Consider the following 24,405-nt stretch of genomic DNA (forward strand, 5'->3'; position numbering starts at 1 on the left):
GGAACAGAATTAAGTATGAGAAAATATTTTTTTAGTATGACTATGTTGATTTTATTCATGGTTTATCTTCCTGTATCCGTTACATATGCACAGGAAAACAACAGCCATTTAAGTAATATTGAGAAAATGATTAGCGTTTTTAACGATAATACTAATCTAGGAGAAAAAATCAGCTATATTAGAAATAATGATTTGAATGATTGGCCAGTTCAAGAAATGAATCAGGTCCTAGATAAATTAGATAATTTAAATCTGAGTATAATGGAACGAGCAAGTTTAAAAAGCGAGGTCATACGTTCTTCAGGATTTTCTAATTTCGATTTTAAAGGAACAAATGCAGACGTATTAGCATTTAAGGAATTAAAAATAGAAATTATAGAGATTGATCAGGTACTTACATTATATAGAAGAAGCAAGGCTGGTGAACCAGAATCTAAACGTGGTCTTGGTTATTGGTGGGGAGATAAAGAAAGAAATATTGAAGAAACTAGAAATGAGTTAGCCGTATTAGAGGCTTGGGGGAATCCGCTCAATATACAATATAAAATCACGGTACCTGAAGGGAGCAGAATACTTAAAGGAATTACAGCTTCTCAAACTCAATACCTTGAAAGTACAAGTATAGTTCAAGAATATAGGGAAGGTGGGGCTATGCAATACTGGATTAATAAGGTAGATAACAACTGGTTACAATAAAAAATGATTAGGAGGATACCGTGACAAATCATCATGAATTTATAAGTTTAGCTCTAGATTGTGAGCGTATTATAAAACAAAATATTCCTAGTAATCCTGAAGATGCTAAAAGATATCATTTAATGTTAAACGAACTTAAAGGTTTAAGAATGACTATAAAATCAAATCAATTAAATGACAGGTTATATTATTTATCCATCACACAAATGCTTGAAAAAGATGATCCAAGAAAAGTATTACAAGCCGTTTTAAAGCTTAATACATTTTATTGTAACTACTATCAAAATTTATAACATTATTAGGTTCTGTTGCAAAGCTCGAAAAAGTATACGATAATTCACAAAATCTGGTTAGATTTTAAGTACCCTGAATAACTCCTGTAATTCCTTGCACGCCGCAAAAGAGAAATCAAGAATGTGACTTCTCTTTTGCCTATATATAGCATGAATCGTTTCGATTCCTTTTAATGTACGTGAAGCATGGCGAAGATTTTGAAAGGAATCAAAATCCACTTATTGATTACCCTGAATGGGTTCCGCAAATTTGGAACTCATACTAAAATATTTACATAATCTCTAGTACGTTAAAACCCTTTGAAAAACTGAAATCGTTTTTCAAAGGGTTTTGTTTTTTAATATAATGTGAACATATTGTACACATTATGCTGATAGATTTCTCCATTTGTTTTAAAAGATCCAGAAAACGTTCTTGTCTCAGGGACATATCTTCCCCCATTTGTTTCTGGATATGCGGATGTTTGTTTACAGGAAAAAGAAAGATTCAAAGGGAGTTGAAACGAAACTTTTCCATTTTTATCCGTTCGTTTCTTTGCATACTCTGTATTGTCCTTTTTATTATAGATTGTAAATTCTACATTTGCTAAGTTGTTTCCAGGATAATATTTAAATCCCCCGGGCTCACTATGATCATATTTCCATTCCATAGCTGTCAATGTAATTTCTAATGTTCCCACTTCACTTTTTTGTGTTTGTAGTGATGGTTCACTAGCTGCTTGTACATTTTGCGTTGCCGCTGCACTAAACAGAACTGCACCTGTTACAAAGGGTACAGCTAGAAATCGAATTGCATATTTTACAGTTTTGTTCATTCTATTTCCTCCTTCATATATGAAATGGATTGTTCCTAATAAACATCCATTTTTCTCAATTTGTCTCCCTCGTAACAATTCCAAGTTTTACATAAAACAGCTATCATGATGATAGATTCAGCTTTCATTCTTTTCTATTTCACCATGAATCAATTATATATAGGTAATTCTCATGTTAGCGAAACTTAAATGCATCATTAACGATACTTTAGTTACATTGTAAATGGATTTCATATGACATACAAGGTACTATCTGTATTTCTCAACCTACGCATATTGCGAATCAGAAAACAATGTTTCCCTGTGTAGAACAGTGAAAAATCGAAACAACGTAGATGTATAGTGATTTTATGATACTTATTTTTCCTATATATGTTCTTAACATGAGATACAGGTAAGAATCAGAAAAAAGAATTTCATATTTTATAAGAAATCTATAGAATATAAGAATATATTTCTCATGTTTTAGGTTATTGACACCAAATTTTATCCTCTCTAGACTAAACATAAGATCACGTCCGAATTCGTATCAAAAGCTTACCAATCTTAAAAATTGGCAAGTTTTTTTTATTTCAGCCTATTCATGTGATCGTACTTAATAAGGGAGGCGTTATCAAGTGACATTGCTAGAAAATATATTGACGCATAATGAAACGTTTGTACAAAAACAAGAGTACAAACCTTTTTCTACGACCAAATTTCCAAATAAAAAGTTATTGATTGTAACGTGTATGGATACCAGACTGCTAACATTGTTACCACAGGCATTGGGCTTACAAAATGGAGATGCTAAAGTCATAAAGAACGCAGGTGCTGTGATTTCCCATCCTTTTGGTAGTATGATGCGAAGTATCATACTGGGCATTTATGAATTACAAGTGGAGGAAATTTGTGTAATTGGTCATGAAGATTGTGGCATGGCGGGTTTGCAAGCTGAGCCGCTATTAGAAAAGGTAAAACAGCAAGGCATTGATTCCACCTGCATTCGTACCTTACAACATGCAGGAATCGATCTATCTACATGGTTAACCGGTTTCCGAAACGTACAGGAAAGTGTTCAACATAGTGTAGAAATGATACGCCAGCATCCTTTATTACCGTCTTCTGTACCTGTGCATGGACTTGTCATTCACCCCAAAACAGGAAATTTAGAAGTCGTTGTAGAGGGATATTCCTACGCACATACAACAAGTCCTTAAATGAAATGACTGCAGGAAGAGGAGGCATAAAGATGAGATTTTCAGGCAGATACACAGGATATAACTTCGCGAACTTACAAAAAGATATGTTAGCAGGATTGGTTGTAGGAATCGTAGCGATTCCACTTGCCATGGCATTTGCTATTGCTTGTGGCGTACGACCCGAATATGGTATTTATACGACGATTATCGCAGGGACTCTCGTATCCGTATTTGGTGGATCAAAATATCAGATTGCAGGACCAACAGGCGCATTTGTACCAATCTTACTCGGCGTTGTGATGCAATATGGCTATGAAAACCTATTGATTGCAGGTTTTATGGCAGGAATTTTACTTGTTATCATGGGCGTCTGCAAACTAGGAAGGTTTATCACCTTTATTCCGCGCCCTGTCATGATTGGTTTTACAACGGGGATTGCGGTTATTATTTTTTCTGGACAGATTGCAAATTTTTTAGGGCTTCATCACCTGGAAAAGCAAGAAACCTTTTTTTATAACATGAAAGAAATAGGGACAAATATCGCAGAACTAAATCCGTATAGTATCCTTACCGCTTTTCTATGCTTAGGAATTGTGATTGCAGCTACAAAATGGTTACCTCGAATTCCAGGCGCATTATTGGGATTGGTCATTTCAAGTGTGATCGCAACCCTGTTATTTCCGAATCAAATCGAAACGATTGGGACTACATACGGCGATATCCCGCATCAACTACCGGACTTCCAAATGCCTGAATTTACATGGGATACTGTCCTTATATTACTTCCAGCAGCCTGTATCATTGCGGCATTAGGTGGGATTGAATCATTGTTGTCTGCCATGGTGGCAGATAACATGGCAAACAGCAAACATAATAGTAATAAAGAACTGGTGGGACAAGGAATTGCAAATATGGTGGCACCGTTATTTGGCGGTATTCCTGCGACGGGTGCCATCGCTAGAACCGCAACGAATATTAAAAATGGGGCGACTTCTCCCGTATCAGGTATGATACACGGAATAGTCGTATTACTAGTATTATTATTCCTGTCTCCGCTTGCTTTTCATATTCCACTAGCTAGTATGGCACCTATTTTAATGGTCGTTGCTTGGAATATGAGTGAGAAGCATGAATTTATTCATATTCTGAAAACAAGAACAGGGGACACCCTGGTACTTGTTTGGACTTTTTTCTTAACCATTTTCACAGATCTTACAACCGGAGTAAGCGTGGGGTTACTCCTTGCGTTTCTTCTGTTTATTGGAAAAATGAGCAAATCTTTACACGTTCAAAAAGTATTGCCAGATCCAGTAGATTCCTATGTCAAGTCAGACATCGTCACAAGTGGGAAAAATTGTCCGCAAATCAGTATCTTTACCGTAGAGGGCCCTTTATTCTTCGGCACTATAAAAGAATTCGAAACATCTATAGAGTCATCCCTACAGTCTAACGCACACATTCTTCTCCTACGTATGGGGAATATTTCTTTTATGGATACTTCGGCAGAGTCAGCAGTAGAACACATTCGAAAGAAAATGCTAGAAAAACAAGGAACCCTTTTGATTTCCGGTATCCAGCATCAACCGAAAGACATATTCCACCAAACAGGATTATACGAAAGAATTGGCGAATCACACTTTTTCACACGTACAGGAGTAGCATTGCATTTTGCACTACAAGAATTAGAGACATCCAAATGTAAGGGCTGTAAACAATTTGCCTTTCAAGAATGCACGACACTTTCTGAACAATCTACAGAAACAGACTTAGACAGGAAACGTTCTTCCGTGGAAATTAACCTGTAAATCATAAAGTAACATTAGGAGGATAGATTGCTATATCCTAGCTATTCGTTTGTTTATAAAAGACATACATTTTTAGAGGGCCTTTCTATAAAAGGCCCTCTTTTTTTCTCTTGTATACCTCAAGAAGAAAAATAGGTTCTGTTGCAAAGTTTAAAAACGATCAAAAATTATGAATACCCTATACCTCATCTTGTATATTTCATACGATTTATTCTTCCTATTTGTATTTCAATTCTATATTTTTAGGGTAGTGTAAAACTTTGCAACAGAAACGGCATTTGATATACAAAGAATGAATTTAATTTTCTGACAATATGAGTTATACTATTTAATAAGCTTTGTGATAATCTGTCATTTGTCTCCTTCTTAAGATTGAGTGAACTCACTCAATCTTTTTTTATTTTTTCTCGTATTTGACCTTGATTTGCAATAGGGGTTTATTTCCTATTGCAGCGTATTACCTTAGGATTGGGACGGGAATTACTTATATTGTTTGTTGTCCCGAATTTAAAAGGTAACTTTCTCAATACGAAAAGAGGTAGATGCCCATAACTAACGCCGTGGGTATTTACCTCTTTTTCAACATGTTAGAAACGATATACTACATAAATGCTTTTAACAATTGTGTCACTAATGGAGCAACTCCCCCAATAAATGTTAAGACTGCGATTGCAATTGACATACCCTATTCCTCCCCTTATTAAAAATCTTACCTTCTGGATTCATCTCATTATACATGAGTAGAGAGATAAGAAAAACCGGGAAAACCACCCGGTCCTTTTTCGTCTAGCGAAAATCCGATAAATTGTACATAATCCCATCAATCCCTGTGTAATCCTGCGGATACATATCTTCACCACATCGTTCACAGGAAAACCTAGGCGGAACAATCGAATCTCCTACATCCATGATATCAAATCTTCTTACCACAGAATCGGGAATATTTTCTGTTTGAGCACAGCCTACACAAACATACTGTACATAGCTAATTCGCTTATGTCCAACTGTGTTTTTCTTCTTTTTCTTTTTTCGATGTTTGCTTACTGGCGAAATAATCAATCACCCTCTTTAAATAATTTCGCGTATTTTGGCATAAAGCTACTTTTATTTTCCATTCTCTGCTTTCTAGGCAGACTTCCCCCTTGTATTCATAAAATGATTCACATTTTGGACAAAGAAGAGGATCTTTTTTTCCACTCGCGATAACTCGTTCCCTCCACGTCTGACGACGTAGTGTTTTTTTCACTTTTATTATCCAACGTCTGGCTTTCTTTTGCCATTCATTTAATAGTTTTTTACATAATGTTTTAATTCGACGTGCATACATGCCATAATGACGAATCATTTTGAATTGCTCATCTGGAATATGACGAATTAATCGAGAAATAAACTCTTCTACAGATATCGTTTCTACTTTTTTCCTCCCATCTAATTTGTCCGTATATGTAAAAGAAACAGATTGCCCATCATATTCCTCGATCCGGTTCAACCCAATAGCAGGTCGACGAATATAGCGGCCAATATACCGAAGTTGTTTTTTTACGTTTCCTTTCTGTTTCGGAGCATGTACATAGAAGCCTTTCCCATTATCAGAAAATGCTTTTTGAAGTTTCGATTGAATTGGCTTTTTTTCTGCCACCGTGAGCTCTTTTCGAATCAGTTTTAACACGATGGTTTGCCACTGTTTCCGAAGCATCTCAAACGGAAGAAAATCATACCCTTTCCACTCTCCAATCTTTGTCATCCCACCCATTGTAACAAGTATATGAACATGCGGATTAAAATTAATTCTAGTGCCGAAGGTGTGAAGACCTACGATAATACCGGGTGTTACCTTAATTTTCTTTTGAAAATAATCCACCAACAGCCTGGCGGCCTCATCCATAAAAATCTTTAATAAATGGCGGTGCAAAAGAAAAATATCTCGAAGTCCTTCATCTACGGTAAAAATAACATGACGATGATTCACCTGAAGTACGTCTTCTGAAAGAAGTCTACTCCATTCTTCACTTTCTCCTACAGAACAAGTTGTACAAAATCGTCCTTTACAACGATAAGGAACTTTTCGAACATGATGACACCCTTCACATACAAACAATTTAAATCCATTTTCAGGGTCTCCACACCCTCTAAATTTTTCAATTTCTTTCAAAACAACTGGACGGATCCTCGCTCCATATTTATCTTTAAATCGTTCCCAATGATTATGTTCATCAAAGAAAATACGTTTTAATATATTTGCTTCCATAACTAAAAAATATCACAATCTAGCGCATTATGGAAATTCCAAATATTGTTCAAAATCCCTTACATAACAAGCTTTCCAAGGAAGCAATTCGTGCTTAAAAACTTATACTTTCTTATCTTTAAATAAAAACCGTATCCTTTTTTTGGAAAAAAGTCTATTTAGAAATAGGAAGTGTGATTTTAATTGCATCGATATGTTGTGGATTCGCATCTTTAATTGAAGGTTACTATAGTTCATTTTAAAAGGAGAATTTCTATGAAAGAAAACGAAAAGAATTCTAGTTCATTTTTTAATAACAAAAAAAAGATTGTTTTATTTAATATTGTTTCTTTATTATTTTTTAACACGTTATTATCTACAATTATTTTCAATTTCAAATCCTTTCATGAATTCAAAGATTGGTTAACTATACTGGTGTTAATAACGGCAATGATAACACCCTTTATACTCATACTATGTTTTATTTTTACAATGTTTTGGTCATTGATAGGTCTAATGAATAAACCGGATCTATCCATAAAAAGAATGTATAGTGTAATATTATCAGGAACTTCAATCTTTTTAATTACACAAGCATTAAACTTTCTAACCATTATAAATTTTGGAGGAGATTTACCTCAGTTTATTTTTGTAGTATTCTCATTACTAAGTGTTGGATTCGTTTGTATAGCTATGTATGTTGGATTCACGAAATTAGTAGGGTTTAGTACAAAATTTTCAAAAATTATTTTATCCATTTTATTTATTATAGTTATCAGCTTAAACATGGTTCAATTATTTGGAGGTATAGATATTGACATATAAGATTCAAGTACCGAGATTACAATTTGAAAATAAAATAATATTACAAGAATCCTCTTTAGTCATTGAAGATGGAAAATCCTACTGTATCACCGGAGCAAATGGCTCTGGTAAAACTACGTTGTTAAATTATATACTGACAGGAACTGAAACAAAAATTTATAAGAATCAAAAACAAATTGATTTGTTAGCGTTCAAAAGAACTACCGCTTTTATTCCTAACAACCCACCCATTTTTGATTTACTTACAGGATGGGAAAATATTCAGTATATAAGCTCTTTGTGGAAAATAAAAGATAAAGAGAATTACCTGAAAAATGTTCAAATGTACTGTGATTTATTTGAACTTAGTCAAGAATCTTTACATGATCAAGTACATACTTATTCTTTGGGAATGAAATATAAACTCTTTCTTATCTCTATGATTAGTCGTAATATTAACCTTCTATTATTAGATGAACCTTTTACAGCACTTGATAAAAATTCTCAACAAGAAATATATAAAGTTTTAATTACCTTTCTTGAAAAAGGAAATAGTTTACTATTTGTTACTCATATTGAAGAGTTTAAAAATCAACTAAGTGATTTTATCTATGAGATTCGAAATAAAACTCTTTCAACATTACAATAAAAGGAGTGAGTCTATGAATAAGTATTATATGATTGCCATCTTAAGTATTGTACTTTCTCTTGTATTATTTATATTTAATTTCTATCAGACTAAAATAGGGGGAGTTATATTTGCTTTAAGTATTGGAGCTAGCATTAAATTTCTAGCTGATGGCGTATTGAATGAAAGCAAACATAAAAAACACACGTAATAAAGTCCTGTGGCATAGTTGGACACTACAAATATAGAATAAGAATAAGGAGATATACAAAATTTTGTATATCTCCTTATTGATTTTGAACACTTTGCGAAAAAACTGCACGCGATGCGTACGTAACCCCCTTCTTCCAATACCTAGCCCACTATCAGGTGAAAGTAAAACGCCAGTGTTGTCTACAACAAGGTATCTTACAAAATCTTGATCCCCCATCTCTTTATATGGGTTTCTGTGCCCCTCTAAAATATACCATTTCCGTCATATGGTTCTGGTGCAAATAAAGGATACATTCCAAAGAGCAATGGGGATTCCTATCGGAATCGTTCTTTACGCTGTTAATCCAAATAATTGATGAATAAATTCTTTTTGATTTTGAACAGACTGATTCCGTAAATCAACCTGTTCTTTTTTTATCATATGTATGACTTCTACTCCTGCAAGAATACATGTAGCTGTGCCAAAAGATTTAAATCCTAACATAGAGCGTAAACGTTTTTTAATGAACCGATGGTCTTGCTCCACTACGTTATTTAGATATTTTATCTGTCGAATTTGAGTGCCTAACGGCACTTTTTTCTCTTTCTTTAATTTAGTGATGGCAACTGGATAAGCAGGATTTTTATCAATTGTGATTGTACAAGGTTTTGAGACATGAAAAGACTGCAAAGCTTTCTTAAAGAATCGCTTTGCAGCCTTATGATTCCTAGTTTTACTGAGCTAAAAGTCAATCGTATTTCCCTCAGAATCAACCACGCGGTATAAATACACCCATTGCCCTTTTACTTTTATGTACGTTTCATCCACTCGCCATGAATCATTTGTTTAAGATGACGTCGGATCCGTTTATCCAGTTCCGGCCCGTATTGATGGACCCAGCGCATAATCGTGGTATGAGCTAAGGATAATCCTCTTTCTTCCATCATTTCCACCAAGTCTCGAAAACTTAGATTGTACCGTAGGTACCAACGTACAGTTAATACAATGATATCCGGTTGGTAATGCTTCCATTTAAACAAATTGTCCCTTTGCATACTAATCACACATCTTTTATAGAGTAATACTATCAGTATGTCCAAAGTTTAGAGATTACTTGCAATTCCTCGAATTTTTTGCACCAGAACCACTATTTTGTACAATCAGGCATAGCTAAAAAGATTCATGCATTGTTGCGATAATCAATGTATCTAATTTATTGTGTGTACCTGCAGAAAAAGCACCTATCGTTACAACCAATAATTCATATGAATTGGCTGTAACGACCAAACGTTCTCGCTGTCAGTTCATTTGTGGCGCTGATATTCTATTGTAAGACGTTTTAAATTAAGTTGAATAGCAAAAAACGAATAAATCGATTACTAATCGTTTATAAAGGTTTTAGATACCTTTAAATACAATAGGTGTTTTTCGTAGGTGAAATACAACTCCATATACACTGTATACTCCTTATTTCGATTGATTATCCTCTGAATCAGCGGAGGGGGATTACCTTTGTATCGCTCTATCTTCAGTGACCTTACCAATTTATATTTCTAAAATCTTGTATTACGATTCATCCTAATTAGACATAGCGGTTCGTAATCAAGTTCCATATCATGAAACAAGAAACATCAATACCATTGAGAATTATTATTTTTTAAAATGAAACTCGCTTATTTTTATACATAAAAAGTCTCCCCGTTATTTAGCCTTGTCTATACAAAGTCGATATTTTCTATGATTCACAACGGTTCTATCATATGGAAAGTCGCCACCCATAGCGGTTACAATTTCAATTAATATGGATCGTTCATACTTTTTGATCACGATACCAGTAATCTCCATACCATCTCTTTCAAATACGATTGTTTCTCCTATTTTCGCTTGCATAACAAACCTCCTTTAAATTTCCAATTTATATATGCGCATATAATAAATCGAGTCTCTCCTCTTGTAAACACAATCCGAATTTTCTCAATTAAAATTTGGATACATGTTATAAAAGAATAAGATGCTCTATGAGTTATTTGTGTCGAAAATTGTAAAACAAGCTATTTTAGCGCCGGAATTAGTTTCATAAACAAAATATGTTTCTTTTGTTATCATAAGGAAAAAGAAACATAGGGGAGAATAGAAAATGAATGCAAAAGAAACGAGAATTCAAATTATAAATATACAAGAACAGCATTGCCGTGGATGTGAATATCTATTCGGCTCCTATCAACATTGCATTGCAAATTGTAAATGGGGGAAAGAAGTATACCAGTTAGGAAAGCATTTGTCTGGGGAGGAAAATGTGAAAGCAAAGAATGCAGAATGGAAATGGGATCAATTGTGTGAGGATACGGTTCAGTTACGGAATACAGGAATGGGATATGTGGAAATTGCAAAACGGTTAAAATGTCGCGCCAGTAGTTTACGTGAGCATTTGAAAAAGCGTGGACTATATGAATGATGTATCAACGATGTTATAAGAATATGGATGGTATTTAAAAGTGCATAAAAAGCTTGCAATGTTAGCATGCGGTATTTTTGCTCATCTGCCAGTTCTTATTGAGAGACATGCTAGTGGGTATGGAAGGAAGTAAATTTGCTTCAATAGGATGAACATAAGCCGTATACTAGCCAAACGAAGCCAAAACCTGAGCTTAGGTTTTGGCTTCGCAACATATGATGCATGCAAACTTAGGTGTTATTTTTTTATATTAATTTTTCCAATGGTATGAAATTCATCATCAGGTTGTAAGGAACGAGTTAGTTCATTACAACGTAAAATTTTCCCATCTTTCAATTCAAAAATCGTAAAAAGGTGACAATGCCAGTGTGTCTACTATACTTTTTAAAGTTTCCATATGAGTATGAAACCCTTGTATATTCACCTCTGTACCATCCGTAACTTGCATATATTGGTCACTAAAACAATCTGATATTTTATATAATTTCAAATTTAAGATAACATCTTGATACACTTGTTTTAGAAATGTATAAGCTTGTTCTTTATTCAACACAATCACTCCTTCCGTATTTCGTTTGTCCATGCATTTCAAAAGGGAATAATAATATCTAATCTTACTTCATCAAATGTATCAAATAGATGATAATGGTTCTCCGCTTTTTGATGAAGTTTTTCATAAATGGAGGCTAATTGGCTTTCAAAAATAGTTACAATAAAATACATCAATTTCTATTACCTTTTTTTTATTACCATCTTGATTGCCTTTATAATCGCTAGTTTAGATACATGTAATTTGCTTGAAAATAACACAGAATTTGTTAGATGTTTTTATAAAAAACCCCCTTTATTTATAATTTGTATGAAATGAACCAAGTTTGTTATATTAGAAAAAACATATTGTCCTTATAGCTAAATGATTGAGAAATAAAGATGTCTTGTAATCTATATGTAACAACTTTTTATTACATATAGGGTGCATGGCGCTTAAAATGAATGTGTAAGATCATGCATATTCCGAAGAGATAAACTTTTTAGGAGCAATGTAATTACAGACCAGTAGATATTCGAGGGTAATAAAAGCAAATTCAAAATTCGGAATTTTGAATTTGCTTTTTTCTCAACATTTGAATTAAAATAAACCTATATTCTATCATTCTCACAGAAGGGATTAAAAAGAGATGAAAATGGTCTTATGTTCATTATTAGAAGAGTTGTTGCGAGACTATGAAAAACATCACTCACGTATGTATTTTATGTTCAAACAAGACGAAGGGGACTATGTTTTTACTGATGTGAATCATGCATTATTACAAACTGTTCATCAACAAAGAACTGATTTTGTAGGACAAACCATAGATACTGCACCGCATCTTGGAGATGAAGCCACAAGGAAAAAATCACAAAACATTTATCCATTAGCTTGGTCCGGAAAAAAAGTGATTTTTTACTGTTTTCCAGATCGTAATGTAGATATATTTGTAATCACATATCTTGAACCTTAATATGAAAAGGGAAAAGTGGTACAAGTGAGGGGGCGCTGTGCATCCTTTGATAAAAATGAATTTCATGATACGTTACAACATCTTGAAGAGTTTGTCACTTTTGAAATGGTACCTGAATAATTCACAGTAAGTTCCTTCTCCCATCACATATATCAGCTGTGTATGTGCGAAGTCATAGTGAGCGCGATTATTTTCTCAACAAAAATGTTAGGTACATATGATAGAATAAATCTAGATAGGAATTTTATGTATATTTGTCAGTATATCAAGAGATGTTATTAAAATTAAAGTGGTTATCAAGTCAAAGGAAGACACCCATGAGAGTGTTTTTCTTTTTCCAAAAATAATGAGTGCTAAGAAAAAGAGTATGTAATACATATATACTCCTTATCCATATGCTTTTCTAGGGACCTTTAGCTCAGTTGGTAAGAGCAGACGGCTCATAACCGTCCGGTCGTAGGTTCAAATCCTACAAGGTCCATCACTATTTGTATACCTTTCTTATTAGAATATATACGGGTATGGACAATCCTAATCCAGAAACAGTTACATGGATCATGATAAGATTGAAAATGAATACATGTAACAAACAGAAAAAGGTGCTCCTAGAGGTACCTTTTTCTGTTTATAGAATTTTAATATATATATTACTTCTCAATATATATAGAACGTATAATCGTACGTGTGTATGGATGCCCCGCCTTATTTTTCCCTTTCACATCAATGGTAAGATTGTATACACCGGATTGCTCTATATGCTGTAACGTGGTAGATAGCGTATGTGCATCTACTTGCTGAACGCCATCAGATTGTGAAATCAGTGTACCTGTCTGATCGACAATTCGAACCGTCATAGAGACATCCTCCGCTTCAACTGGGTTTTTATCAGCAGATTGGATTTGTAATTTTGCTTGATTTGCTTTCAGCTTAGCCGGTATTTTCAAATGGAAAGGTGCTTCTTGTTGATACTGTACCATCGCTAAATAAGCATCTTTCCCTTCCGTATTCATACGTATCTTCCAGTCTCCCACTTCCATACTTTTTATTTGAAATGTATGAATAAAGGCCCCTTTAAAAAAGGTATCATCACCCGTTGTTACTACCGCATCCTGTTTGGTGTAAACCTTCCCTGATGGCGAAATAAGTTGTATCTCTACTTGTTTACGCGCAGTCAAAACCGATACAGTTCCTGATGTCAATGTATCCACAGAAAACACAGCGCGATTTTCTTGATGTGGGATCAGTTCTCCGCCTAAAACCGTTTGGTTTTCTGTCGGTCCTAACTCTGTATAGGGCTCATTCCTAGAAGGCGCGGCAGACGGTGACCATACTGGCCCCATTTTTTCGTTCGTAAGTAAGGTTCTATGCGAGAAAAGACGGCACTTCCCGTTCGAATTGAATCATGATCTAATGTAACATCAGAAAAAAGGTGGGCACCGTACGGCAAAGTGGTACTCCATTCACTGACAAGGCCATCATTATTTCCATATGGTGACAAATACAATCCTCCCATAGATAAAGCAGAAAAAGTAGGCCCCCAACTGGTTCCTGCTATCGTGTAATACTGATTGGATTTTGTGATAGGGTTCGTATCAATAATCGAGCGAAAGCGTGCCATTTCCCCGGTTTGTAACGCATACGTTCCTTCATCTTTCTGTCCTAGTAAAGAGGCAAGCCATCCTGCCCACCAACTATAGGATAAATCTGCTAGATGTGTCCCATAATGAGGGGATCCAAGTGTGATTACTTTATCAACAAAGCGATGCGCACCATATTGTACAAGGGCCGCTTGTGTATCAATGCCCCCTTTACTATGTGCGATGATGTTTACTTTTTTTCCAAAATGTTGAGAAATGGTTTCTAATTTTTCAGCTAATAATTTCCCATTTGTCCAAGGACTTACAGACCCTGTTCCTGCCGCATCATACAGTTGTACAAAAGCAGTTTGATAGCCAGCATAGTAAGCACGATCATACATAGTATTTTTCCCATGATAGTATGTATCTCCATACCAATCTTTTGCATTTCCATTTTTTCCATGTACAAATACAATTGGTGATTTTGTAGGATCTACCTGTGCAGGTGTTGCCCCTACAAACCAATCGCCCGGTCGGAATGTTTCTTTTGGTGGAAATACTTTTCCGTAATCTGGATGTGTTTCTGCAGATACAGAAGGCGCGTTATAAAAAATAGAAAATAAGAAAATCAAAAGAAATGCTTGCAATAGTATTTTACAATGTTTCAAATGGATCCCCCCATGTGTTTAATCTTTATACACACTTTCAAATGAAGATTACATCTTCTCGGCCCCCCTTTTGTACATATAATTTCTCATGATATTCGGTCTCCAAAAGAGAAAAACCTTTTATTCTAGCCGTTTCGAGATATTTCTCAAAATACTTCCCTTATATCCGATATATAATGGGGAGACCTGGCAGGATTGTCTAGGAACATAGAAAAAGGAGGGGAAGAGGATGAAAAGTGGAACCCGAATATTGGTTACTTTCTCATTGGTTTTGCTCGGACTGCCTATCATCTTTTTAGCTTTTATTACATGGAAGCATAAAAAACCATCCGAATCTGTAAATCTTATGATAGAAAACTCGCAAGAAAACAGATTACCATCCTATACGCCATTCCAAGTTACTACCTTCAACATTGGTTACGCAGGATTAGATGCAAAACAAGATTTCTTCATGGACGGAGGAACAGGCTCACGTTCTCGTAGTAAAGAACAAACCAAACAGAATTTACAGCACATGTCTTCCTTCTTAAAAGCAGATTATGCAGATTTTGTCTTGTTACAAGAAGTCGATATGAAAGCATTCCGTTCTTTTGATCAAAATGAATATCAATTTTTTCAACAGGAGTTATCCTCTCATGCGTCTACATTTGGTTATAATTATAGGAATCCATGGGTTCCGGTTCCCTTTTTGCGTCCCATGGGATATGTGGAATCAGGACTCGCTACGTTTTCTACCTACTTCATACAACAAGCAACTCGTTTTCAATTACCAGGGAGAGAGCCTTGGCCTAAGCAACTCTTTGATTTAGATCGTGCGATGGTAGAACACATGATCCCGATTGAAAATGGAAAGAACTTACGAATCGTAAATCTACATGTCTCGGCATATGATGCAGGTGGGAATATCCGCAAACAACAATTGCAATACATAAAACAGTATATGCATACACAGTATCAGAAGGGGGATTATGTGATTATAGGTGGCGACTGGAATCAGCTACTGTCAGATATTCAGTTACAAGACCCCGCATTTCTAGCCGCCTGGCCCAAATGGTTAGTGCGTTTGCCCCAAGATTTTACAGAAGGAGGGTTTCAATGGGCTGTAGATTCTTCTGTGTATACGGTACGCGATAATCGTACGGCATACATCAAAGGAAAAAGTTTTGTGACCATTATTGATGGATTTGTAGTCTCACCTAATGTGGAAATCCTTCAAGTCAAGGGACACGATTTACAGTTTACACATAGTGATCATAATCCTGTGAGTGCTGTTTTTCAATTACAGTAGAACGGAAGACATACGTTCGAATAAACTTTTGGGAGACGTGAATAAACATGAAACAAGCATATACAATTGTTGTTATCGGAGCTGGTACAGCTGGGATTTCCTTGGCTGCCCATTTGCTCCGTCATGCCCCTGTATTAAAAGAACAGGTGGCCATCATAGACCCTGCTCAAACACATTATTTCCAGCCACTATGGACCTTTGCGGGAGCTGGGATTGTCAAAAAAGAAGCAACGATGAAAAAGCAATCCGACCTCATTCCAGAAGGCGTACATTGGATGCAAAGGAAAGTTTCGGAAATAAGTCCGGGAGAAAACAGGTTGCTACTAGAGGATGGAACTATTATTGCCTATGAAATGTTAATTGTAGCTGCGGGTATTCAAATTCATTGGGATCACATTAAAGGATTGAAAGAATCGATTGGAAAAAATGGGGTTTGTAGTAATTACTCGTATGACTATACGGATGCAACCTGGAGAGAAATCCAACAATTTAAAGGAGGAAACGCCATCTTTACGCATCCGAATACCCCTATCAAGTGTGGCGGTGCACCTCAAAAAATTATGTATTTAGCCGAGGAATACTTTTGTCGCCAAGGTGTCCGGGAGAAAAGTAAGATTATGTTTCAAACAGCAAATCCACATATTTTTCATGTACCTCGCTATGCTTCCTCTTTAGAAAAGGTAATTCAGAGGAAACAAATTATAACGAAATTTCATCAGAATTTAGTAGAAATTAACGCTGAAAAAAAAGAAGCGATTTTTGAAGATATACAAACAGGTAACAGAGAAAGCATACCGTATCATCTCTTACATGTTGTCCCGCCTATGGGACCACCTGATATGATCAAGAATAGTTTACTAGGAGACGAAGAGGGATGGGTAGATATAAACCCTTATACACTGCAGCATGTACGGTACCCCAATATATTTGGAATTGGGGATTGTACCAATTTGCCAACTTCTAAAACGGGGGCGGCTATTCGAAAACAAATCCCTGTTGTAAGAGAAAACCTGTTGGCATTTTTACAGGGACAGGAGGTACAAGCGACATACGATGGCTATACATCTTGCCCCATTGTCACGGGATATAAAAGTTTGATTTTAGCAGAATTTGATTATCATCAGGAAGAACAAGAAACATTTCCGTTTGATCAATCGAAAGAAAGATATAGTATGTTTTTGTTAAAGAGATATGCACTTCCTTTTCTATATTGGAGATATATGCTGAAAGGCATTGTATAAGAAATGATACATTGTCAAAAGAAATCCTGGCTAAAAAAGAATTTGAAATGTAAGGGGGCAGATGTATGTTATTCGAATGCTTTTATCATAACAAATTGGCTCATGCATCTTATATTGTGGGGTGTCAGGATCACGGAGTAGCCATCGTTATTGATCCGGGACGCCACATCGAACAATATATGGAATTTGCTAGAAAGCGCGGATTAAGCATCATTGCGGTAACAGAAACACATATTCATGCTGATTTTGTATCTGGTGCGAAAGAGCTTGCGTTATCTTGTAACGCAACGTTTTATGCATCAGCTGAAGGGGGAAGCACGTGGAAATATCAGTATCTCGATCAAGTGCCATACCATCTCGTCAAAGGTGGTAGTGCATTTCATATTGGTACGATTCAATTTCAAGTTATGCACACGCCAGGACATACGCCTGAAAGTATTTCATTTCTAGTCATAGATACAAAACAGCATAATGAAACCAATGACAAACCGATAGGGATTTTTACAGGAGATTTTCTATTTGTTGGTGATGTAGGTAGACCAGATTTATTAGAAACCGCTGTTGGTATTCCACATCATGCGAAGAGTAGTGCCAAAGACTTATTTCATTCGATCCAAAAAATCAAAACGATGCCGGTATACCTACAAATTTGGCCCTCCCATCGTGCTGGTAGCGCATGTGGAAAATCATTAGGCGCCATTCCCTCCTCTACAATAGGCTATGAGAAACTTTTTAATTGGGCCTTTCAAACAGAGGAACAAAATTCTTTTGTGATGCATGTATTAAGTGGACAGCCGGAACCACCACCTTATTTTTCTAAAATGAAACGAATTAATCAAGCTGGCCCGCCGATTCGTACACAAGGTCTCATAAAAGAAATACATTCTTTCCCTGCATGGCAACAACTAGCACATGCAGACCAACAAATCATTGATACAAGAGAACCAACGGTTTTTGCATCTGGTCACGTAAAGGGATCCCTGAATATTCCTTATAACCAGTCTTTTACAACCTGGTGTGGTTGGCTCCTAGAGGATAGCCAGGACCTTATCATCGTTATCGATCCTCTGTCTGCGAATATAAACGAGGTACGGAGAGATTTGGAAGAAATTGGACTAGACCGTACGATAGCCTATATGCCTTCAAACACACTGGAAGATATAGAGCCATTAGAGACGTATGAAGAAAGAACTGTTCAAGAATTGTTCCCTCTTATACAATCGGGAACCCATCCCGTTATTGATGTTCGAAATCAATCGGAATGGAACGAGGGACATCTTCCGCATGCCAAACATATCACGCTAGAACACCTGACAAAGCATGTACAAGACATTCCAAAAGATCGTCCGATTATTGTGCAGTGTCGTTCTGGTACACGTTCCGCTATTGCAGCAAGTATATTACAGAAACATAGTGTAAAGGAAGTAATAAATGTACAAGGTGGATATCTAGCATGGCTAAGGGCGGAATTCCCTATTTGTAAATAAAGAGATAGAAAAGTACAATCATCACACAAAAGAATATAGGATGAAAAGAATAGTGAAAAGGGATAAACATCTATAAAAACCTTTATATTTTGTAATGAAACAAATATAAAGGTTTTTTATGTGTCATTTGAATTTGTAAATTACTCTATACAATAGCTTGATACATCAAGTGCTTATTGTATCACGAATTTTTTGTGCAGTATTTTTTATCTTTCCCTTCCTTCTGTTTGATTTGCTTGGAATTCCATTTTCAAAGCAATACTATCTCCTTGGAACATATTTTGATCGTTTCCATTGTCTTCAAATATAAACTTCATCCAAAACCAATCCATTTTCCCAGGTTGTAACCCTCGTGATTCCGTCCACTTGGATGCAAATACTTTCTTTGAAACGACTTCTGATCCTTGTTCTTTTAGTTCTGCAAGGGTTGTTTCATAAACAGGGCTCTTTGCTGGGTCCCAATCCCAAAGGAATTGTACTTTTATATGCTTACCAAAATCATCTGCTTGATTATTTTTCAGAACATCGTTTACCGTATAATCTATTTTCATCACAACATCTTGAATATCTAACGTACCACTATTTTTTAAGTTGAATTTTTTTAATATTTTATCCCCTGGTTTCAACTGATTTAAATCCAATGAAGTAGTAGGTTGCATAGCTAAATCTAATGTACCCGCCGTAAATGTGTTATTCGTTACCACTTGATCGCTAAAATAGGCATATGTTCCCCCACCGATGAAAGATAAACCAAGAGCGGCAGAAACCACTCCTACCCCTAATTTCTTTTTGAATGACATATTTTGTTCCTCCTATTCTATTTCTAATCTATGTAAGACCCCCTTGATATAGATATAGCACGAATAGAGAGAAGTTTATATGGAAATCAAAACATGACATATTGAGAAAATTCTATGGTCATCTCGCTTTTCGAAATGCATCGCTATACAAAGTTACGTGTATCCCTAACATCTTGCTACTTTTTATTTTTGCTCTCAAGTATAAAATACCTATCCACATGATTTTCTCAATAATAAATGCTAAAACATAGCATATACCCCTTATGAAAGCTATTTTTATAAAGGTAAGGGGTGAAAGAATGAGGTTACAGAAGAGGTTTCGATGGATTTTATTTGGTGTATTTCTAGTATTACTACTAATAGGAGTGGGGTATTCTTCAATATTACGACCAGACAATCCAAAACCGATGAAGAACGCACTACCCGTGCAAACACCAGAAACGTCGATTAAACATGCTGTTTTACAGGAATTATCGCAACAAAAAAAGACACTAGGGGAAGAACCACAGATTACAGATACACAAGTGCAGGTGAATGTGAAGCGATTATCCAAAGATGAGCACTGGGCATTTGGATCTGTAGTGATATTGGCCCCCAATGTAACAGGCGCATTTCCAGAAGGAAAACTCTTTATTGCGAAACACGCTACTACAAATTGGGAAGTCGCTTTAGAAGGAATGGATTTGTTCAGCGAACTCTCACAACAAATTCCCGATGCAATGATGAGCGCGCAAGAAAAGAAGGCATTTTCTTTACTTGGGAATGCGCAGGCCCTCTCACAGAATAGGCCTGAACTTCGGTTACCTTACGAAAAAGGACAATCTTGGGTGATGTCTGGCGGTCCTCATGGATGGTCAGGATCAGATAGACCCTATAGTTCTCTTGATTTATATGGCGGAGACCAACGCGTGTTAGCTGCGGGAGATGGCATCGCTTACACCATGTGCGCAAATAACAGAGGCTGGATCCGTATCTATCATGAAAATGGATATGCCACGGATTACTATCATTTGTGGAATAATATGATACCAAATGGTCAGCCAGTCCAAGAAGGAACCTTTTTAGGGTATACGGGGACGGATGTATCGTGTGGTGGATATGCAAGTGGTCGCCATGTGCATTTTTCGCTCTTGCAGGGCAATACGCGTATCCCTTTACAAGGAAAAGAACTAGGTGGCTGGGTATTCTTTGAAACCTCTCCTTATAATGGCTATGCAATGCATGGGAGTACAATGAGATATACAGGCAATACTTTGTATAATTACGGAAAACTTCTGGTGAATCAAGGAATTGTAGATGCCAATGGAGGGCGTACAGTAAACCTTCGTACAGGCCCCGGTACGAACTATTCGGTTGTAGGTTCTCTTCATGATGGAGAGGTTGTAACGGTTTCTTGTACCGCAAATGGGGCGACATTTACTGGTCGTAAGGGGAGCACAAATAGATGGAATCAACTAACAAATGGGTATTGGATGAGTGACGCCTATCTGTATACAGGTACCAATGATGCGATAGCTTCTTCTTGTAACGAGTAGCGCATCATATATGTATGTAAAATGAAAAATTGATAGGTTCCCTTACATGGAACAACCTCCAATTTGGACGATCCCAATCATTATTTTCATTAAGATAGAACCCAGAATCTCTTCTTATACAACAAACAGAAGGTACTTTGGTATACGCCTCTGTTTGTTGTATTTATAAAGATCCTTAATACATTCCATAGCTAGCATACAAGTTTATAAAAAATAACGTTCTATTTTCTATTACTTATGTTATGAATCTTTATATTTAACGAATAGCTGCGCCATTTGGTATAGCATTTTTCATCCACTGAGGAAGCATAGCTGCCTTTGAATGAAAAGCATACTTGTTCAAGGCAGACGGACTCGTAATCCAGCGTTTCATTGGTTTTCCAGTCGCATCTTTATCAAGAAAATAGATGAACGAATCCTTTTCAAACCGTACTAATCCCATATCCGGATCAATACTTCTTCCATTTGGAATCGTATGTAAGCTTTGAAATTCTAATACCCCATCCCAATTTTTAAAAATACGATTATACGTATCTGAATCTGTAATGTAACGTTTCATGCCTCTATCCACTAAATAGATGGCTGGTTTTCCTACTTCCTTTACACGATAGCCATTATAGACATATTGGTCATTTTGTAGAAATTCTTGGTTCATAGCAGTAATTTTTTCTTGACCAGCTGCATGGGCTTGCGGTGCAACAATGATACTGCAGCCAATCAAGGCAGCTAATGTAAATTTTGATAACCCTTTCATCATCTTTTCCACGCCTTTCATTTTTAATTGTAGAATGCAGACATGTAAAACATTCTCAGAAGTTCTTTCTACGCTGTCTATTATAATAAGAGCGTTATCATTTTGTTATCATTTTTTATGTAGAAATACAGGGAATCTATTGAGAAAATAAATAGGCATATTTCTAATCCTATATGTTCGTTTGTCTACAAAATATGAATACATACTCGTACACCATCTGTTACTGCTGAATATGAAAAGGACGAATTGTATCTATGTTTTATCAATAGCTTAAGCCCTGTTTATAATTCAGTGGGGCTTATATTTTGCAATGTTATATTCCGAAATTCTATATTTTTACATATTTTCCTGATTTTTTATACAGAAAATTTCTAGTATTTTATAAGTAAGCTGTTATGTAACTTATTTTGTAAGAGTAGGAAACAAAATAAGTTTTTTAGAGAGACTTTCTATAGAAGGTCTCTTTTTTTCTTTCTCATCTATGCTTCAAGAAGGAAAATACAGGAGTATAGTTAAATACTTATAGTGGTGTCATACACCATTTTTTTAAAACCATCGAAGACAAACCGAATATATCATCTAAATGAAGAGGGAGCGGTCCGATGGAATTAGAACAAGTTGTGCGCAAATATGAAACAGATTTATTACGTTTACCTTATGTTGTAGGAGTAGGAATGGGATTTGTACAAGAAAAAGAAGTGATTCAAGTATTTGTTTCGAAAAAAGTACCACGTTCTCCATTAAAAGCAGCGGAACAAATACCTACACAATTAGAAACATACCCAACGAACATTATAGAAGTGGGGACCATTACAAATCATTACACGGGATAAGGAGGAGAGTGTTATGGGGAAACATTCAAATATAAAGGTGTTGACTGTTCAGGAACAACAAGACATTCAAAAGGTGCAGCAAGATGTAGAGGATGCTTTCTTACAGTTTCGGAATGTAACAGGTATTGGAGCTGGTATTCAACAGGTAAACGGGGTTATGACAGGCACACCCTCTTTACTTGTATTTGTAGACCAAAAACTACCTATTGAAATATTAGAAACGAATCAAGTCATTCCAAAAGAAATAAACGGAATCAAAACCGACGTCATTCAAACAGGATATCTATTTGCTGGGACTCAACAAACATTACAAGTTGATACACAAGCCCTTTCCACTCGAGTTCGCCCAGCAAAAGGAGGGTATAGCGTTGCTCATCGAAATGTGACGGCAGGTACGATTGCGACTTGCGTATATGATATATTACCGAATGGTTCTACCAATCCGCCCGCACATGGATATGGTATCCCAAGTCGATATTATATACTAAGTAACAATCATGTATTAGCGAATAGTAATAATGCAAACATAGGCGATCCTATTTTACAACCTGGTCCAATTGATGGGGGAAGCGATCCAACGGATCGGATTGCAACCTTATCAAGGTTTATCCCAATTACCTTTTCTTCGCAAGTACCACTTGAAAATCAAAACAATCTCGTTGATGCCGCGATTGCAGAAGCACCATTTCATCAGATAGATCGTTCGATTCATTGGATTGGTTCTGTGCAAGGCTGGCGACGAAAACAAAATGTTACCGTCGGTACACGCGTCATGAAAACGGGACGGACCACAAATCATACACATGGCGTCATCACTGCAGTAAACGCAACCGTCGATGTAAATTACGGAAGTGGTAGGGTTGCACGGTTTCGAGATCAAATTGTCACAACCAACCTTTCTTCGGGCGGAGACTCTGGCTCTTTAATCACGACAAATGATGGCGTTGCCATTGGCTTGTTATTTGCTGGTTCAACCTCAGTTACAATCGCCAATCATATAGAACATGTACGATCGTTACTTGGCATCGAAGTGGCAGAAAACATATTATAAACATGTTCTACCCTTGCGATACCTATTCAACATATCATCGCTATATGTTATATAATTCTTTTTCTAAAACAAATGAAAAAACGAACACCATGTAATCTTTTTCAAGGCCTTTACAAGGATTTCAAACAAAAAGTACGCCTTGGTATCAAAACCAAGGCGTACCAATCAGGATGATGAGCAAGCACATGTTTACGGAACAGGTACTCATATGCGAATTACTCCGGAACAAGATAATAATCTATCCTACTTATATATATGACAAGATAAAAAAGATGGGATTAGACTATGTACCTAGTACTTTTAATAATTCTATAGCTGCTGGAATAACAGCTCCGAAAAATGTTAACACAGCGATTGTGATGGCCATATGTATAAATCCCCTTCCCTAATAAAGAATTTTTCTTATTATAACGTTGAATGGATATAGATGCAATAGTTTTTTAACTTTTCAGAAATTATATTTTTCCTTCCATTACTTTCACAAAAAACAGTTTCGAACTACCACTCTCATTCTTTGTTCAAAGGGAATTTCGTCTTTTTATCGAATCTATACACCATACCCTGTTTAGAGG

21 protein-coding genes, 1 tRNA gene and 3 pseudogenes are annotated in these 24,405 nt (G+C 36.0%); 16 read left to right on the plus strand and 9 right to left on the minus strand.

Going from position 1 to position 24,405, the window contains the following annotated elements; translation table 11 throughout:
* Window positions 1–15: 15 nt before the first annotated feature.
* Window positions 16–696, plus strand: coding sequence for an autotransporter (locus MHI28_RS34240; RefSeq protein ID WP_098487796.1), 681 nt, complete (start codon window positions 16–18; stop codon window positions 694–696).
* A 20-nt stretch (window positions 697–716) separates the two neighbouring features.
* The gene (locus MHI28_RS34245; protein WP_069356799.1) at window positions 717–989 is read left to right on the plus strand and encodes a hypothetical protein; all 273 of its coding nucleotides are present in this window, start codon (window positions 717–719) and stop codon (window positions 987–989) included.
* A gap of 57 nt (window positions 990–1,046) precedes the next feature.
* On the opposite strand, the pseudogene MHI28_RS34250 reads toward MHI28_RS34245, so the two are convergent.
* Together MHI28_RS34250 and MHI28_RS34255 are read right to left on the minus strand one after the other, a co-directional pair.
* A pseudogene (locus tag MHI28_RS34250) lies at window positions 1,047–1,193 on the minus strand (IS6 family transposase); the annotation flags it as partial.
* Between the two features lie 134 nt (window positions 1,194–1,327).
* The gene (locus tag MHI28_RS34255; protein WP_098487795.1) at window positions 1,328–1,804 is read right to left on the minus strand and encodes a SpaA isopeptide-forming pilin-related protein; all 477 of its coding nucleotides are present in this window, start codon (window positions 1,802–1,804) and stop codon (window positions 1,328–1,330) included.
* 617 nt (window positions 1,805–2,421) lie between these two features.
* On the opposite strand from MHI28_RS34255, the gene MHI28_RS34260 reads away from it, so the two are divergent.
* Together MHI28_RS34260 and MHI28_RS34265 are read left to right on the plus strand one after the other, a co-directional pair.
* Entirely contained in the window at window positions 2,422–3,003 is a 582-nt protein-coding gene (locus MHI28_RS34260) for a beta-class carbonic anhydrase (protein WP_098487794.1), read from the plus strand.
* Between the two features lie 32 nt (window positions 3,004–3,035).
* Window positions 3,036–4,790 (plus strand): SulP family inorganic anion transporter, encoded by a 1,755-nt coding sequence (locus MHI28_RS34265; RefSeq protein ID WP_340829000.1) that lies wholly within the window; start codon window positions 3,036–3,038, stop codon window positions 4,788–4,790.
* Window positions 4,791–5,784: 994 nt separating this feature from the next.
* Here the strand turns inward: MHI28_RS34265 and MHI28_RS34270 are convergent.
* Window positions 5,785–7,038 carry an IS91 family transposase gene (locus tag MHI28_RS34270; RefSeq protein ID WP_100910182.1) on the minus strand — a complete coding sequence of 418 codons (1,254 nt, stop codon included), beginning with the start codon at window positions 7,036–7,038 and terminating at the stop codon, window positions 5,785–5,787.
* A gap of 255 nt (window positions 7,039–7,293) precedes the next feature.
* Here MHI28_RS34270 and MHI28_RS34275 point away from each other — a divergent pair, with 255 nt between their 5' ends.
* The 3 genes from MHI28_RS34275 to MHI28_RS34285 are packed head-to-tail and all read left to right on the plus strand — an operon-like array spanning window position 7,294 to window position 8,660.
* Complete coding sequence (locus tag MHI28_RS34275) at window positions 7,294–7,842, plus strand: hypothetical protein (RefSeq protein ID WP_069356916.1); 549 nt, start codon at window positions 7,294–7,296, stop codon at window positions 7,840–7,842.
* Window positions 7,832–8,470, plus strand: coding sequence for an ATP-binding cassette domain-containing protein (locus MHI28_RS34280; RefSeq protein ID WP_127064270.1), 639 nt, complete (start codon window positions 7,832–7,834; stop codon window positions 8,468–8,470). Before MHI28_RS34275 ends, MHI28_RS34280 begins: the two co-directional genes overlap by 11 nt.
* A 13-nt stretch (window positions 8,471–8,483) precedes the next feature.
* Entirely contained in the window at window positions 8,484–8,660 is a 177-nt protein-coding gene (locus tag MHI28_RS34285) for a hypothetical protein (protein ID WP_164727829.1), read from the plus strand.
* Window positions 8,661–8,993: 333 nt separating this feature from the next.
* On the opposite strand, the pseudogene MHI28_RS34290 reads toward MHI28_RS34285, so the two are convergent.
* Window positions 8,994–9,697: pseudogene (locus MHI28_RS34290) on the minus strand (IS6 family transposase).
* Window positions 9,698–10,343: 646 nt separating this feature from the next.
* A complete protein-coding gene (locus tag MHI28_RS34295; RefSeq protein ID WP_065486707.1) occupies window positions 10,344–10,532 on the minus strand; it encodes a DUF2187 family protein in 189 nt (62 codons plus the stop codon).
* Window positions 10,533–10,779: 247 nt separating this feature from the next.
* Here MHI28_RS34295 and MHI28_RS34300 point away from each other — a divergent pair, with 247 nt between their 5' ends.
* Window positions 10,780–11,097: a hypothetical protein gene (locus tag MHI28_RS34300; RefSeq protein WP_000991919.1), complete on the plus strand. Its 318-nt coding sequence runs from the start codon at window positions 10,780–10,782 to the stop codon at window positions 11,095–11,097.
* A 337-nt stretch (window positions 11,098–11,434) separates the two neighbouring features.
* Here the strand turns inward: MHI28_RS34300 and MHI28_RS34305 are convergent, their stop codons facing one another.
* Window positions 11,435–11,647 carry a hypothetical protein gene (locus tag MHI28_RS34305; RefSeq protein WP_236828952.1) on the minus strand — a complete coding sequence of 71 codons (213 nt, stop codon included), beginning with the start codon at window positions 11,645–11,647 and terminating at the stop codon, window positions 11,435–11,437.
* 628 nt (window positions 11,648–12,275) lie between these two features.
* Here MHI28_RS34305 and MHI28_RS34310 point away from each other — a divergent pair.
* On the plus strand, window positions 12,276–12,599 hold the full coding sequence (locus MHI28_RS34310) for a hypothetical protein (protein ID WP_340829013.1): 324 nt from the start codon (window positions 12,276–12,278) through the stop codon (window positions 12,597–12,599).
* 407 nt (window positions 12,600–13,006) lie between these two features.
* A tRNA-Ile gene (locus tag MHI28_RS34315) sits at window positions 13,007–13,080 on the plus strand.
* A gap of 166 nt (window positions 13,081–13,246) precedes the next feature.
* Here MHI28_RS34315 and MHI28_RS34320 read toward each other — a convergent pair.
* Window positions 13,247–14,829: pseudogene (locus MHI28_RS34320) on the minus strand (esterase/lipase family protein).
* Between the two features lie 244 nt (window positions 14,830–15,073).
* On the opposite strand from MHI28_RS34320, the gene MHI28_RS34325 reads away from it, so the two are divergent.
* The 3 genes from MHI28_RS34325 to MHI28_RS34335 all read left to right on the plus strand — a co-directional run bounded on the left by MHI28_RS34325 (window position 15,074) and on the right by MHI28_RS34335 (window position 18,860).
* Window positions 15,074–16,132 carry an endonuclease/exonuclease/phosphatase family protein gene (locus tag MHI28_RS34325; protein ID WP_127064269.1) on the plus strand — a complete coding sequence of 353 codons (1,059 nt, stop codon included), beginning with the start codon at window positions 15,074–15,076 and terminating at the stop codon, window positions 16,130–16,132.
* A 47-nt stretch (window positions 16,133–16,179) separates the two neighbouring features.
* A complete protein-coding gene (locus MHI28_RS34330) occupies window positions 16,180–17,373 on the plus strand; it encodes an NAD(P)/FAD-dependent oxidoreductase (RefSeq protein ID WP_088023892.1) in 1,194 nt (397 codons plus the stop codon).
* A gap of 65 nt (window positions 17,374–17,438) precedes the next feature.
* Entirely contained in the window at window positions 17,439–18,860 is a 1,422-nt protein-coding gene (locus tag MHI28_RS34335) for an MBL fold metallo-hydrolase (RefSeq protein WP_127064267.1), read from the plus strand.
* A gap of 206 nt (window positions 18,861–19,066) precedes the next feature.
* Here MHI28_RS34335 and MHI28_RS34340 read toward each other — a convergent pair whose 3' ends face one another.
* A complete protein-coding gene (locus MHI28_RS34340) occupies window positions 19,067–19,660 on the minus strand; it encodes a TasA family protein (protein WP_127064266.1) in 594 nt (197 codons plus the stop codon).
* A 299-nt stretch (window positions 19,661–19,959) separates the two neighbouring features.
* On the opposite strand from MHI28_RS34340, the gene MHI28_RS34345 reads away from it, so the two are divergent.
* Window positions 19,960–21,195 (plus strand): peptidoglycan DD-metalloendopeptidase family protein, encoded by a 1,236-nt coding sequence (locus MHI28_RS34345; protein ID WP_236828950.1) that lies wholly within the window; start codon window positions 19,960–19,962, stop codon window positions 21,193–21,195.
* A 256-nt stretch (window positions 21,196–21,451) separates the two neighbouring features.
* Here the strand turns inward: MHI28_RS34345 and MHI28_RS34350 are convergent, their stop codons facing one another.
* Entirely contained in the window at window positions 21,452–21,952 is a 501-nt protein-coding gene (locus tag MHI28_RS34350; protein ID WP_236828834.1) for a hypothetical protein, read from the minus strand.
* 599 nt (window positions 21,953–22,551) lie between these two features.
* On the opposite strand from MHI28_RS34350, the gene MHI28_RS34355 reads away from it, so the two are divergent.
* Together MHI28_RS34355 and MHI28_RS34360 are read left to right on the plus strand one after the other, a co-directional pair.
* On the plus strand, window positions 22,552–22,782 hold the full coding sequence (locus MHI28_RS34355) for a hypothetical protein (RefSeq protein ID WP_127064265.1): 231 nt from the start codon (window positions 22,552–22,554) through the stop codon (window positions 22,780–22,782).
* A 13-nt stretch (window positions 22,783–22,795) separates the two neighbouring features.
* Window positions 22,796–23,833, plus strand: coding sequence for a hypothetical protein (locus MHI28_RS34360; RefSeq protein WP_340829020.1), 1,038 nt, complete (start codon window positions 22,796–22,798; stop codon window positions 23,831–23,833).
* The last annotated feature ends 572 nt before the right edge of the window (window positions 23,834–24,405 follow it).

The sequence above is a fragment of the Bacillus sp. FSL K6-0268 genome (assembly GCF_038005425.1).
GTDB lineage: Bacteria > Bacillota > Bacilli > Bacillales > Bacillaceae_G > Bacillus_A > Bacillus_A thuringiensis_S.

What these genes read in the sequence shown, in the direction of transcription:
- MHI28_RS34240 (WP_098487796.1), top strand. Translation starts at nt 16, where the DNA reads ATGAGAAAATATTTTTTTAGTATGACTATGTTGATTTTATTCATGGTT.
- MHI28_RS34255 (WP_098487795.1), bottom strand. Translation starts at nt 1,804, where the DNA reads ATGAACAAAACTGTAAAATATGCAATTCGATTTCTAGCTGTACCCTTT.
- MHI28_RS34265 (WP_340829000.1), top strand. Translation starts at nt 3,036, where the DNA reads ATGAGATTTTCAGGCAGATACACAGGATATAACTTCGCGAACTTACAA.
- MHI28_RS34270 (WP_100910182.1), bottom strand. Translation starts at nt 7,038, where the DNA reads ATGGAAGCAAATATATTAAAACGTATTTTCTTTGATGAACATAATCAT.
- MHI28_RS34275 (WP_069356916.1), top strand. Translation starts at nt 7,294, where the DNA reads ATGAAAGAAAACGAAAAGAATTCTAGTTCATTTTTTAATAACAAAAAA.
- MHI28_RS34285 (WP_164727829.1), top strand. Translation starts at nt 8,484, where the DNA reads ATGAATAAGTATTATATGATTGCCATCTTAAGTATTGTACTTTCTCTT.
- MHI28_RS34295 (WP_065486707.1), bottom strand. Translation starts at nt 10,532, where the DNA reads ATGCAAGCGAAAATAGGAGAAACAATCGTATTTGAAAGAGATGGTATG.
- MHI28_RS34300 (WP_000991919.1), top strand. Translation starts at nt 10,780, where the DNA reads ATGAATGCAAAAGAAACGAGAATTCAAATTATAAATATACAAGAACAG.
- MHI28_RS34310 (WP_340829013.1), top strand. Translation starts at nt 12,276, where the DNA reads ATGAAAATGGTCTTATGTTCATTATTAGAAGAGTTGTTGCGAGACTAT.
- MHI28_RS34325 (WP_127064269.1), top strand. Translation starts at nt 15,074, where the DNA reads ATGAAAAGTGGAACCCGAATATTGGTTACTTTCTCATTGGTTTTGCTC.
- MHI28_RS34330 (WP_088023892.1), top strand. Translation starts at nt 16,180, where the DNA reads ATGAAACAAGCATATACAATTGTTGTTATCGGAGCTGGTACAGCTGGG.
- MHI28_RS34335 (WP_127064267.1), top strand. Translation starts at nt 17,439, where the DNA reads ATGTTATTCGAATGCTTTTATCATAACAAATTGGCTCATGCATCTTAT.
- MHI28_RS34340 (WP_127064266.1), bottom strand. Translation starts at nt 19,660, where the DNA reads ATGTCATTCAAAAAGAAATTAGGGGTAGGAGTGGTTTCTGCCGCTCTT.
- MHI28_RS34345 (WP_236828950.1), top strand. Translation starts at nt 19,960, where the DNA reads ATGAGGTTACAGAAGAGGTTTCGATGGATTTTATTTGGTGTATTTCTA.
- MHI28_RS34350 (WP_236828834.1), bottom strand. Translation starts at nt 21,952, where the DNA reads ATGATGAAAGGGTTATCAAAATTTACATTAGCTGCCTTGATTGGCTGC.
- MHI28_RS34355 (WP_127064265.1), top strand. Translation starts at nt 22,552, where the DNA reads ATGGAATTAGAACAAGTTGTGCGCAAATATGAAACAGATTTATTACGT.
- MHI28_RS34360 (WP_340829020.1), top strand. Translation starts at nt 22,796, where the DNA reads ATGGGGAAACATTCAAATATAAAGGTGTTGACTGTTCAGGAACAACAA.